This is a genomic window from Bacillus sp. PK6-16 (assembly GCF_056530295.1).
This window is the reverse complement of the sequence record NZ_CP096511.1, coordinates 2,073,263-2,085,683: the sequence shown is the minus strand read 5'-3', so window position 1 is coordinate 2,085,683 and position 12,421 is coordinate 2,073,263. Positions and strand designations below refer to the sequence as shown.

Genomic DNA, 12,421 nt, shown 5'->3' with positions numbered 1-12,421 from the left:
AAGGTGTGTCTTACAAAGACATTCCTTGTGTTTTTTATATTCTTTATAAAATTCTCACTACATTTAAGCTTGCTGTAATCGCACCTGCTATAGTAGTCACATGCCCTACACCTAACGGGCCATTTTGTAATATTAATGTTGAATTGGCACTCGTCACATTCACAAGAAGTGTATTTGAAATGGCTGGTTCGATTACTACAGTTGATGTCGTTACGTTTTGTATAAAACTCCCTGTTAGTTGCGTTCCATTTAATAGCAATCTAACAGATACTGTCTCATTCCCACCAGTCGCATCCCCTTGAAAATAGTAGCTTACTAAATATATTCCTGGCGTCGCTACTGTGACTGTCGTAGCACTAGTTAAAGATACACCAGTTCCATATACAGTGGATCCAGAATTAATTGGGATGTTGGCATTTGCTGCAATTGTGCTTGTTGATGTAGAAAAGAAATATCCGCCACCTGTCGATATAGCAGATGATCCTGTTGCTCCAGTTAAGCCTGTTGGACCCGTTGCACCTGTTGGGCCCGTTATCCCCGTTACCCCTGTTGCTCCAGTTATTCCTTGTATGCCTTGTATTCCGGTCGGTCCGGTTGCACCAGTCACTCCAGTCGCTCCGCTTGCTCCCGTCACACCTTGTGGCCCTTGGATTCCTTGGATTCCTTGTGGACCTGTTGCTCCCGTAGGGCCGGTCGCTCCCGCCTGCCCCGTTACCCCTTGTGGACCTTGGATTCCTTGTGGACCTTGAGGACCCGTTGCTCCAGTAGGTCCGGTTGCTCCTGTTGGACCAGTTTCTCCTTGTGGTCCTTGAATTCCTTGAGGACCTTGGGGACCCGTTGCACCAGTAGGTCCGGTTGCTCCTGTTGGACCAGTTGGGCCCGCCTGGCCAGTTATTCCTTGTAGACCTTGAGGGCCTGCCTGACCAGTTGGGCCTTGTGGACCTTGCACGCCTTGTATCCCCTGAATTCCTTGGGGGCCGGTTGGACCAATTGGACCTTGTATTCCCTGAATTCCTTGAGGACCCGTTGCTCCCGTCTGGCCGGTTGGGCCTTGTGGACCTTGCACTCCTTGTATCCCTTGAGGACCGGTTGGGCCTATACTTCCTTGTGGTCCCTGAATACCTTGTATTCCTTGAGGACCAGTTGGACCGGTTATGCCACTCGGACCTTGTACGCCTTGCACTCCTTGAGGACCGGTTGGACCACTCGGACCTTGGATTCCTTGTAGCCCCTGTAAACCAGTTGGACCGGTCGCTCCCCTTACTCCTTGCTCACCTTGTATGCCTTGTAGACCTTGAGGGCCGGTTGGACCGATTGGCCCCTGTGCCCCTTGCACTCCTTGTGGACCAGTCGGACCGGTTGCTCCTACCGGTCCCTGGATTCCTTGTAGACCTTGCGGACCAGTCGGACCGGTTACTCCTTGTATCCCTTGTGGACCTTGAATGCCTTGATCACCCGTTGGACCCGTTGCCCCCATTGGTCCCTGTACTCCTTGCAAACCTGTTACACCAGTTGCTCCGGTCGGTCCCTGGATTCCTTGTACCCCTTGAATTCCAGTCGCTCCTGTTGCTCCGGTCGCTCCTGTTGCCCCTGTTGCTCCAGTCGGACCAGTTGGACCCCCTGGTGATCCTGCTGGACCGGTTGGACCAGTTGGACCTCCTGGTGGACCAGTTGGACCGGTTGCTCCAGTCGGGCCAGTTGCAGAACCTGTCGGACCAGTTATCCCAGTGGCTCCTGTTGGGCCGGTTGGACCTGGATCACCTTGTAAACCGGTTGGACCTGTCGGACCGATTACACCTTGCACTCCTTGTATTCCTTGTATTCCTGTTGGACCTACCTGCCCCATTTCTCCCTGGGGACCTTGTAAACCTTGAACACCAGTTTCCCCTTGTGGACCCATTGGTCCTTGCTCCCCTTGAATTCCTTGAGAACCAGTTGGCCCTGTTGGACCAATCGGACCCTGTAGTCCTTGTATTCCGGTTACACCTTGTAAACCACTACCTCCTAAATTACCTTGCACACCTTGTATACCAGTATTTCCAGTTGGTCCAGTCGGACCAATTTCCCCTTGAACTCCTTGTATTCCTTGTATTCCTGTTGGGCCGGTTGGACCGATTTCTCCTTGCATTCCTTGTATGCCTTGTATTCCTGTTGGACCGGTCGGACCGATTGGGCCAGGAATTCCTTGTATCCCTTGAATACCAGTTGGACCAGTCGGACCTCTTTCTCCTTGTATTCCTTGAACACCTTGTATTCCCTGTGGGCCTCGTTCTCCCATAGGTCCTTGATTACCTTGAGAACCTTGTGGTCCAGTTAAACCAGTTGGGCCGGTTGGACCATTTTCTCCTTGCACCCCTTGCACTCCTTGTATTCCTTGTGGGCCGGTTGGACCGATTGGACCTTGTACGCCTTGTATTCCTTGCGGTCCAGTTGGTCCACCTAAAGCACCAGTTGGACCGGTTGGACCAGTGGGCCCCGTAATACCTGGCGGCGGAAAAGGAATAGGTGCTTGAAACTTACTACACTTATCTTGATTCTTCACAAGCATCTCCCCCGTTATAACTAACGTATCAAACTATTTTTAATACATTTAAACTAGCTGTTATCACACCAGATAATGTCGTTACATGCCCGATAGCTAACGGACCATTTTGTAAAGACAAAGTTGCATTTGAAGAAGTAACTTCAATGACCATCGTATTCGAAACTGCTGGTTCTAATATAAAAGTACCTCCTGTAACATAAAAAATAAAACTCCCTGCGACTTGTGTTCCATTTAAAGTAAGCCTCACTGAAATTGTTTCATTTCCGGCAGTTGGATCGCCTTGAAAATAATAGCTTACTAAATAAATTCCCGGCGTACTTAACGTTACAGTTGTTGCATTTGTTAAACTGACATCAGAACCAAAAACTGTAGATCCAGAATTAATTGGTATTAACGCATTCGCTGCAATTGTACTCGTTGAAGTAGAAAAGAAATAACCACCCCCGCTAGGTAAGCCAGTCGCTCCTGTCGCTCCCGCTATCCCCAAGAAACCTATTGAACCTGCACTACCAGTTGCTCCTGTCGGTCCCACCACACCACTTGGGCCCTGACTACCTTGTGCTCCAACTGGGCCTATACTACCACTAGCACCTGTCACCCCACTTGCTCCAATTGGGCCTTGCAACCCTTGAATCCCTTGTATACCTTGTATTCCTTGCGGACCCGTTGCACCTGTATTGCCTGTCGTTCCCGTTATTCCTTGTATTCCCGTAATCCCTTGCACTCCTTGCACACCTTGTGGTCCAGTAGCCCCAGTTTCACCCGTTGCTCCTGTAATTCCAACATTTCCTTGTGGGCCTTGTGGGCCTTGACTACCTTGCGCTCCTTGGACTCCTTGTGGGCCTGTTATACCGACTTCCCCTGCACTTCCTTGGGGACCTCTAATTCCTTGCGCACCTGTTGGACCGATAATTCCTTGCACTCCTTGTATTCCTTGCACTCCTTGCGCTCCTGTTGGACCCGTTATTCCTTGTACTCCTTGAGAACCTTGCAAGCCAATAGCTCCAGTCGGTCCTATTATTCCTTGTACTCCTTGAGGACCTTGTGCACCTTGTGTGCCTGTCAATCCGGTAGTCCCTTGTATCCCTTGAACACCTTGAGGACCTTGTATTCCAGCTGCTCCTGTTTCTCCTTGTATCCCTTGAACTCCTTGTATACCTTGTGATCCAGCAGGACCGGTTATTCCTCGGATTCCTTGTGCACCTTGAGCTCCTTCCGCTCCTGTAACACCAGCTGGACCAGCTACACCTTGTATTCCCACCATTCCTTGTGCACCTGTTGGACCGATTACACCTTGAATACCTTGAATACCTTTAGGGCCTTCTGCACCTGTTGGACCGATTACTCCCAGCGGACCTTGTATTCCTCGAGAACCTTCTGCACCCGTTGGACCGGTTATACCTTGGTTACCTTGAGGACCTTGTGCCCCTTGTACTCCAACTGCTCCAACTACACCTTGGGAACCTTGCGCTCCTCTTACACCTTGAGGACCTGTTGGACCGGTTGTACCTTGCACTCCTTGCGCTCCAATTGGTCCTATCCCACCGCTTACACCTGTTGAACCAGTCGCTCCCGTTGGACCGGTTGGACCTCCTGGTGGACCGGGTGGTCCAGCTGGTCCAGTCACCCCACTAGATGGACCAATTGGACCAGTTGTTCCCGTCGGACCGCCCGGTGGTCCTTCTGAGCCTTGAATACCAATGCTACCTGTCGCTCCCGTTATACCTCTTATTCCTTTTATCCCTTGAAAACCTGTTGCTCCCGTTATACCTTGTATTCCTTGCACACCTTGTGGTCCTTGTAAACCTATTGCACCCGTTATCCCCTTTATTCCACTTATACCTTGGGCACCTTGCATTCCAGTAGAACCAGTTGGACCCACTTCCCCTTGTATTCCTTGAGCTCCTTGCGGGCCTTCCTCTCCAGTAATTCCTTGTATACCTTGGAAGCCGTCTTCTCCTTGTATACCAATAGCCCCTTGCTCTCCTTGTATTCCTTGAACACCTTGAGGGCCTTGTGGACCAGTTACACCCGAGACTCCAGTTATGCCTCTCTCTCCTTGCATTCCTTGTGCCCCTGTTTGTCCTCGCTCGCCTATTTCCCCTTGTATTCCTTGTGTGCCTTGTATACCTTGACTACCAGCAGGACCCGTTGCTCCTTGTATTCCTTCTAATCCTTGTACTCCAATATCACCAATTAGACCTTGGTTACCGATTAATCCTTGAGCACCTTGGAGACCAGTCGGGCCAGTTATACCTTGCTCTCCTGTATCACCAATAGCCCCTTGTATTCCTTGTGCTCCTGTTGTCCCTTGGGGACCTTGTATTCCCCTGATACCTTGAGGACCTTGGGGCCCAGTTGCTCCCGTCGGTCCAGTCACCCCTGTAGGACCAACAGGACCTTCATGCCCTCCAGTTGGACCGATTGGACCACTATTACCTGTCGGACCCGTTGCTCCTATAAGCGGAAGAGGCAGTGCCACTCCAAATTTTTTGCACTTTCTATGATGACGCACAACAATCCCCCTTCCCAAAAATAATTACACCTTTTATATGAAATGCATTTTTATAAGAAAAGTACACCTTTGACCTCATTTTTTTAAAATAAAGAAGCCTATCATTTCATCTATTTGAAATCATAGGCTTCTTTTATAAAAACACTTTACTTTCTAGCTTTAATAATAAAAGTAGTCGGCACCATTCTAGCTTTATATAAAGAATAATACTTCGTAGACGGCTCAGCTAGTTCTCCATCAAACGAGCTTGATGGTTCAGGTTCTTCTATTAATAAAAAGATTCGACCATCATATGTGACAGTCGAATCTTTTTATTTTTCATATTCAAGGTGATTATGTCTTTTACAACCAAATAAATAGCAACCTCCTATATAATCAGTTTCAAACTCTAATCCTGGAACATATCCAGATTTGATACGTTCTACCATTGTTTTATAACAATTATTCTCTTCTGTATATTCCTCAATTAACTCTTTCTTATCATTTTCTGTCCAGTTTTCTTCTACTTCTTCATTTTGAACATCTTCTATTTCTGCTGTTTTCGCTTCGATAGATTCCCGTATAACTTCATTTATACGGGAGAAATTATTCGTTTTATATAGAGCATACACAAATCTACCAATCCAATTAGGACTTTTCCAGCATTCTTTATATCCCTTTTCGAACCATTCAATTGCTTCTTTATAGCAATTCAACTCAACATATAAATCTGCTACATGAATTTCCCCTAAAAAATTATCAGATTCCCTGTTAAAAGTATCTAACTTCTCTTTTGCTTCTGTCATTCGTTCTAAATCAATTAAACATTTTACATAGCTATACATGATATAGTCCGAATCCCCTGCAACTCGCAAGAAAAATTCTGAAGCTTTTTCCAGCTCTCCAAGGTTATAATGCGCTACAGCTACATTATGATATGCTTCATCTGATGGTTGAATCGAAATAGACTTTTGTAATGCTTCTTTCGCTTCTGTCCATTTTTCTTGTTTCATGTAAATGTCCCCTAAGATGTTATAAGGAAAGTATGAAGAAGGATTCAACTTAACAACTTCTCTTATTAATTCAAGAGCTTTATCATCATTCTCTTCCTCATAAAAATACATCCAAGCAAGATTATTGAGAGATTGTACACCTCTAGATTTATGTACTGCTTGTTGAAACAGTTCCATTGCTTCCTCATATTTATTTTGTTCAAACATTTCAATTGCCTTCTCATTAATGTTCAAATAACTACCTCCGAAGTAAATGAATTCATCTATTCCCTATCATTATAGTAAAATGTAAAAATTATAATTTCTATAAAAAAATTTCTTTTTCTCGTCTACATTTCGATTGAAATAGAAGCTAAAACACACGAATTTACAACAATAAGTAAATTTTTCAGTCTCTCTTACATTGGATATACAGCCTTTTTAATTTACATATTATGGTACAATAAAAAGAGTACTAGCTAAACATTTACGCTCCACACTAGCAGTCTAACAATGCCAAAATCAAAAATCACATAGAATCGGAGGGGATGTTATGAAAAGGAAATTACTTGTTCTTCTATTCACCGGAATCATACTATCAGGATGTTCAACTATAGCAGAAAATTCTTTAGAAACTGGAAACGGCAGTATGGCACTATTAACACCAACGATTACAACAAAAGATAATGAGTTAGAAATTAAGACCGAGGGAATTGATGAAAATAAAGTAACTTTTATTTATGTTGCTAATAAAAAAGTGTTAGAACAAAAGCTAAAGAATGGTGAATCCTACAAGCTTAACATTAAAGATATCGAACACGCTCATCGGACAGACTACAAACCAAAAGTTCAACTTTTGCAAACAAAAGATGATAATGATGATGGAGAAATAGTAACCTTCAAACAAGTTAGATATACAGTTAAGAAAAACTAATTTTATAGTTATTTCATTATAAAGTGAAACTTTAATCAGCCCTCACCAATCGGGCTTTTACGGGATAATTGTAACGAACGAAAATATACTTTTAACAGTAGATAAATGTAAGGGGTGCTAACATGAAAAAACGATGGATTTCTTGGTGGATTGGTAACCTATTTTGGATTATCGTTTTTGGAATATGGGCCGCTATTATTTGGTTACGAGAGGTCGATGGTGCTGGTGTTATTCAAACACCTGAAATTAAGTCCATATCACTTATCGTTATATTAATCGCGTTTATCATACCGGTATTTTTTCAAATTATATGGCTAATCATTAATTTGAGGATGAGTAGAAAAAATAATTATACGATTTAGTTTTTCAATTAACAATAAAAAAGAGAGGAATCTACATCAAAATAGATTCCTCCCTTTTACATTTGGACTTATACTGCACTTTTAATGCAGCACTACTCCTCTTTTTTACGATGCATGTTCATCTTTCTTTTTCATTAACGCTCTTTTCTTCATCGCCTTCGTTAAATATCCACCCTTAAACGAGCGAATTTCATACGAAGACATAAACGCTTTCGGTGCAATTTCATTAATGATTTCTAAAAGCTCTTTCTCCCTAGAACGCTTTGCGACGATATCTAAGCGATAACGTATAGAATTAATACCTTCGCCCTCAAATACTGTAACGCCAAATCCAGAGTGACGTAATTCATCTACTAATTCATTACAACGGTCTAGTAAACTAACTTGATACGTAATATAACCAATTGCTAATTTATTCTCTATATAACCGCCTAATAACAGTCCCGCACTAAAGCCAATGACATAGGCAACGATGTTCATCCAATTTGATAAATCTTGAAACACAATACCTAAACTGACAATGTAAATAGCTCCTTCTAACAATCCAACACCAGCAGCGGATCTTGTTTGATTCTTTACAAGCAAAATCGTACGGATTGTTAATATTGGAACGTAAATAATTTGAAGCACAAAAATAAGTAGCGCTTGTAACATTGGTATCCACCTCTTTCAAAAAGTCTTTTGTCATAATAACATACATAACCTTTAGAAATCGATGGGTTTTTTAAAATTTTTTTATTATTTTTCATACTATTGAAAAACGCAAAAAAGAAGCGTATTATATTTGTCGTTAATTTGATTACTTGTATCATATCGCTAAACTAAAAAAGGAACCTGATTAGGTCCCTTTCATCATAGCTCTATTTTTTTCGAAGCATGTTCTCTTTGCTTCTCTTCTTCTTTCACTAACTGCATATTTGCATACGCTAAATTTGCAATCATTAAAAAGTGACCACCTAAAATACCTGTACCGAATGCCCACATTTCCATTTCATGCTCAATTTCATACATGATGATAGCTCCTAAAATAGCAGCTGCAAATCGGTTTAAAACTCCTAATCCAGGAGCCTTTTCCTTCATTACGATACTTTTTCCGAGTTTCTCCACTCTGCGAGCTAATAACCAAAGACAATAGGCGCTTACTGCTAATCCAATACCGAACCCTGTCACTTGTTTTCCAAACGGAGTAATCGTCCACATAAGTAGTAAACCACTAAAGATCACATACAATTGTAATCGATATACACGTAAGGCTTCTTGAATCAAAATATCCGCTCCTAAGTTCTCATTTTTTGTACTTTAGAAGAAAAGCAGCAACTTACACAGTTGCTGCTTTCTCTTCTTCTTGTTCTTGTTCCATCTTACGAATTTCAACACGTTTAATTTGGTAAGCGTCTTTTTCTAACACTTTAAATTCATAACCTTCCGCCTCAACGTGTTGTCCTTCTTCGATTTCATGATTTTGCATCATAATCCATCCACCGATTGTATCCACATCATCTTCTTCGATGTGTAATCCAAATAAATCTTTCACTTCTGAGATAAGCACTTTTCCATCAACAATGATATGTTGCTCGTTCACATGTTGAATTGGCGGTGCTTCATCTTCATCATATTCGTCACGAATTTCGCCGACGATTTCCTCCAAGATATCTTCAAGCGTTACAATTCCGGCTGTTCCTCCGTACTCATCATATAAAACAGCCATCGGAATTCGCTTCTTCTGCATTTGAAGTAATAAATCGTGAATTGGAGTCGTTTCCATCACTTCAATAATCGGACGCATATACGAGCGAATAGATGATAAATCTTTTTGATCCTCGGTCATATATCGAATAAAGAAATCTTTTACGTTGACCATACCGATAATATCATCTTTATCTTCTCCAAAAATCGGATAACGTGTGTATCGCTCATTTTGGATCACTTTCATGTGTTCTTCTACTGAATCTTCCAGGTAGAAACCAACGATTTCTGTTCGCGGTACCATAATCTCTTTTGCAATACGATTATCAAATTCAAAAATGTTATTTACATACTTGTATTCAGCTTGATTAATTTCACCACTTTCATAGCTATCTGAAAGGATAAGACGTAATTCTTCTTCTGTATGAGCTACTTCATGTTCTGAAGCTGGCTTTAAACCGAATAAACCAGTTATCACACGAGCTGAACCGTTCAATACCCAAATAAATGGATACATTACTTTATAGAACATCATTAATGGACCTGCCAATAATAACGTTACCCTTTCAGCCTTTTGAATTGCCATCGTTTTCGGAGCTAATTCCCCTACTACAACGTGTAAATACGTCATAATCATAAAAGCAAGACCAAATGTTAATACTGATGAAATAGAAGGATTTAAGTTCCATTTCTCAAATAACGGGTGTAATAACTTTTCAATTGTCGGTTCACCTAACCAACCTAATCCCATAGCTGTAACTGTAATACCTAATTGACAAGCAGATAAATATTCATCTAAATTTGTTGTTACCTTTTTCGCTGCTAAAGCACCGCGTTTTCCTTCCGCAACAAGCTGATCGATACGGCTTGAACGTATCTTTACAATCGCAAACTCTGCTGCTACGAAAAATCCAGTAAATGCGATTAAAATCGCAACCATGACTAAATTAAATATTTCCAATGAATCCCCTTAGTTAAAAAACTAAGGTGTCCACCTCCTGTATACTATAATGTTTTCTTATTTGTTTGTTAGAAAACATAGCCCGATACAAAAATTAAAGAGGTCGGATTTCACTTATTCTATAATAATAGAGCAAGTGTCTGTATTAAAGCTGTCGTTTGACCAGATAAAGATTTCGATATTTTTTCACGTTGTGAATCAGTCAATCCATCTAAAAGCGGCTTTAACTCAGTAAGCTCCACTTCTAATTGATGAATATGGTCTGTCACTTCATTCACTTGTTTCGAAACGTGTTCATTGATACCGAGCAGCTTCTTCTTCTCCTCGATTTTCTCTTTAATCTCACAAAGCGGCATATGCATTTCTTTGCACTTCTCAATAAATTGTAATGTCTCAAATGCTGTTTCGTCGTAATAGCGATAATTAGATTGAGATCGCTCCGCTTTTAAGATACCTAGATTCGTATAATAATCAATCGTTCGTTTCGACACGTGAGCCATGAGAGCCAACTGTCCGATTCGATACACCTTCCCAACGATCTTCCCCCCCTTGTTTATATTACTTACATCATACAACACATAAACTGTACAGTCAAACGTGACGGTTTATTATTCACAATTTATACAAAATTCCAATCTCCTCCTATGATGATTCAATACAAGTAATCTACACTTATACAATAAAATTACTAAACTACTACCTAATCACTACATTGTCTGCCACTTTTAACCTTTCTTATTTAAAAGCATATCCTACTAATAATGATTGCTTGTATAGGAGGGAATTAATATGAAAAAGACAATCATTTCTCATTTTTATAATGAAGAATACCTACTTCCATGGTGGCTTATGCATCACACGAAAATATTCGATCACGGCATTTTAATTAATAGAGGGTCTACAGATCGTTCCGTAGAGATTTGTAAACTATTAGCACCCCACTGGGAAGTACGAAATTCAAGATTTCTTGAGTTTGATCCAACTAATACTGATATTGAAGTGATGGAAATTGAAAGAGAAGTTTCAGGTTGGAAAATCGTTTTAAATACTACTGAATTCTTTTGTTGTAATAATACTGAAGAATTTTTTTCATCTCTTCATACACTAGGCCAAAACATGTATGCGATTAGAATGATTTTAATGATAGATAATCATAATTATAATTATTCAAAGCCTAGATATTCTATCCCCTTAGTAGAACAGCGATACCACGGTGTCTTCCCTTATAACCCAAATCTCGGATGTGCTTGGAGATTTATTCACAATCATCTAGACGGTGCATATTTACCTGGTAGACATCATTCGCGGCACGGATATATAATTTATGACTATCCTTCATTTATTTTAAAATTTTATTTTAGCCCTTGGAATGAACAATCAAAGGCAAGAAAATTACAAATTACACCTACCCTTTCAAAAAGGGGTGTTCAAATGGGACTTCAAACACATTACGGTCAATCTCCTGAAGTACTGGACATACGTTTTTTAGAGCTTAGTAACCTAACACAAGACCTCCGTCATAACCCTGAATATCAAGAATTATTTCCAAAATTCAAACCGTAATATTTTCTGCATCGTCATCACCTCAAACATTTTCATTCACTTAATCAAAAACAATCTCATTTGCATAAAACATGAATACTGTATAAATAATAAATTTTTATTTTAGGAGGAAAAAATGAAAGCTGTTATTCTTGCTGGTGGGTACGGTACAAGAATTGGGGAAGAAACACATTTAAAACCGAAACCTATGATTGAAATTGGAACAAAACCCATTCTATGGCACATTATGAGTTTGTATAGTCATTACGGGATTACTGAGTTTATTATTTGCTTAGGCTATAAAGGATATGCAATTAAAGAGTTCTTTCTAAATTACAACTTACACATGTCTGATTTCACAATACAGTTAAACGATAATACAATTACTAGCCATTCTCATCGTGTAGAACCATGGAAAGTTACACTAATCGATACTGGTGTAAATACCGAAACGGGTGGCCGAGTGAAAAAGATTCAAAATTATGTCGGAGACGAACCTTTCTGCCTCACTTATGGTGATGGATTAAGTAATGTAAATATAAAAGAACTTATTACATTCCATAAAAAACATGGAAAAATGGCTACTGTTACTGCCGTACAACCTCCTGGTAGATTTGGTTCTCTCATATTAGATAAACAGTCTGTAACATCTTTTCAAGAAAAACCATTAGGTGATGGCGGATGGGTTAACGGTGGATTTTTCGTTTTAAATCCTGAAGTTTTCAATTACATTAGTGGAGATAAGTCTGTTTTTGAAACAGACACTTTAGTTCAGTTAGTAAACAAAAATGAATTGGCCGCATATCAACATTCTGGTTTTTGGCATCCGATGGATACATTGCGCGATAAAAATAAATTAGTCGAGCTATGGGAAAGTAATAACGCTCCGTGGAAGGTTTGGTAAT

At 40.7% G+C, this 12,421-nt stretch carries 11 protein-coding genes and 1 pseudogene; 4 read left to right on the top strand and 8 right to left on the bottom strand.

The window, feature by feature from the left end; all coding sequences use genetic code 11:
- Positions 1-43: 43 nt before the first annotated feature.
- The 4 genes and pseudogenes from M1D66_RS10715 to M1D66_RS10700 all read right to left on the bottom strand — a co-directional run bounded on the left by M1D66_RS10715 (position 44) and on the right by M1D66_RS10700 (position 6,286).
- Positions 44-2,548 (bottom strand): BC_3345 family exosporium-associated protein, encoded by a 2,505-nt coding sequence (locus M1D66_RS10715; RefSeq protein WP_242555113.1) that lies wholly within the window; start codon positions 2,546-2,548, stop codon positions 44-46.
- A gap of 22 nt (positions 2,549-2,570) precedes the next feature.
- On the bottom strand, positions 2,571-5,060 hold the full coding sequence (locus tag M1D66_RS10710) for a collagen-like protein (RefSeq protein WP_242555112.1): 2,490 nt from the start codon (positions 5,058-5,060) through the stop codon (positions 2,571-2,573).
- A gap of 146 nt (positions 5,061-5,206) precedes the next feature.
- A pseudogene (locus M1D66_RS10705) lies at positions 5,207-5,329 on the bottom strand (SAM-dependent methyltransferase); the annotation flags it as partial.
- Between the two features lie 42 nt (positions 5,330-5,371).
- Positions 5,372-6,286, bottom strand: a complete 915-nt coding sequence (locus tag M1D66_RS10700) for a tetratricopeptide repeat protein (protein WP_001024473.1) — start codon at positions 6,284-6,286, stop codon at positions 5,372-5,374.
- A gap of 298 nt (positions 6,287-6,584) precedes the next feature.
- On the opposite strand from M1D66_RS10700, the gene M1D66_RS10695 reads away from it, so the two are divergent.
- Together M1D66_RS10695 and M1D66_RS10690 are read left to right on the top strand one after the other, a co-directional pair.
- Positions 6,585-6,965 carry a hypothetical protein gene (locus tag M1D66_RS10695; protein ID WP_000823783.1) on the top strand — a complete coding sequence of 127 codons (381 nt, stop codon included), beginning with the start codon at positions 6,585-6,587 and terminating at the stop codon, positions 6,963-6,965.
- A 122-nt stretch (positions 6,966-7,087) separates the two neighbouring features.
- Positions 7,088-7,327 carry a DUF3923 family protein gene (locus M1D66_RS10690; protein ID WP_000747693.1) on the top strand — a complete coding sequence of 80 codons (240 nt, stop codon included), beginning with the start codon at positions 7,088-7,090 and terminating at the stop codon, positions 7,325-7,327.
- A 105-nt stretch (positions 7,328-7,432) separates the two neighbouring features.
- On the opposite strand, the gene M1D66_RS10685 is transcribed toward M1D66_RS10690, so the two are convergent.
- From M1D66_RS10685 to M1D66_RS10670, 4 genes are all read right to left on the bottom strand, one after another.
- Entirely contained in the window at positions 7,433-7,981 is a 549-nt protein-coding gene (locus tag M1D66_RS10685; RefSeq protein ID WP_000938438.1) for a DUF2179 domain-containing protein, read from the bottom strand.
- Positions 7,982-8,179: 198 nt separating this feature from the next.
- On the bottom strand, positions 8,180-8,593 hold the full coding sequence (locus tag M1D66_RS10680) for an ATP synthase subunit I (protein WP_153595164.1): 414 nt from the start codon (positions 8,591-8,593) through the stop codon (positions 8,180-8,182).
- Positions 8,594-8,645: 52 nt separating this feature from the next.
- On the bottom strand, positions 8,646-9,974 hold the full coding sequence (locus M1D66_RS10675; protein ID WP_000402258.1) for a hemolysin family protein: 1,329 nt from the start codon (positions 9,972-9,974) through the stop codon (positions 8,646-8,648).
- Positions 9,975-10,093: 119 nt separating this feature from the next.
- Entirely contained in the window at positions 10,094-10,501 is a 408-nt protein-coding gene (locus M1D66_RS10670; RefSeq protein WP_000285635.1) for a MerR family transcriptional regulator, read from the bottom strand.
- A 262-nt stretch (positions 10,502-10,763) separates the two neighbouring features.
- On the opposite strand from M1D66_RS10670, the gene M1D66_RS10665 reads away from it, so the two are divergent.
- Together M1D66_RS10665 and rfbF are read left to right on the top strand one after the other, a co-directional pair.
- Positions 10,764-11,537: a glycosyltransferase family 2 protein gene (locus M1D66_RS10665; RefSeq protein ID WP_000750973.1), complete on the top strand. Its 774-nt coding sequence runs from the start codon at positions 10,764-10,766 to the stop codon at positions 11,535-11,537.
- Positions 11,538-11,652: 115 nt separating this feature from the next.
- On the top strand, positions 11,653-12,420 hold the full coding sequence (gene rfbF / locus M1D66_RS10660; protein ID WP_000648807.1) for a glucose-1-phosphate cytidylyltransferase: 768 nt from the start codon (positions 11,653-11,655) through the stop codon (positions 12,418-12,420).
- Position 12,421: the final 1 nt, after the last annotated feature.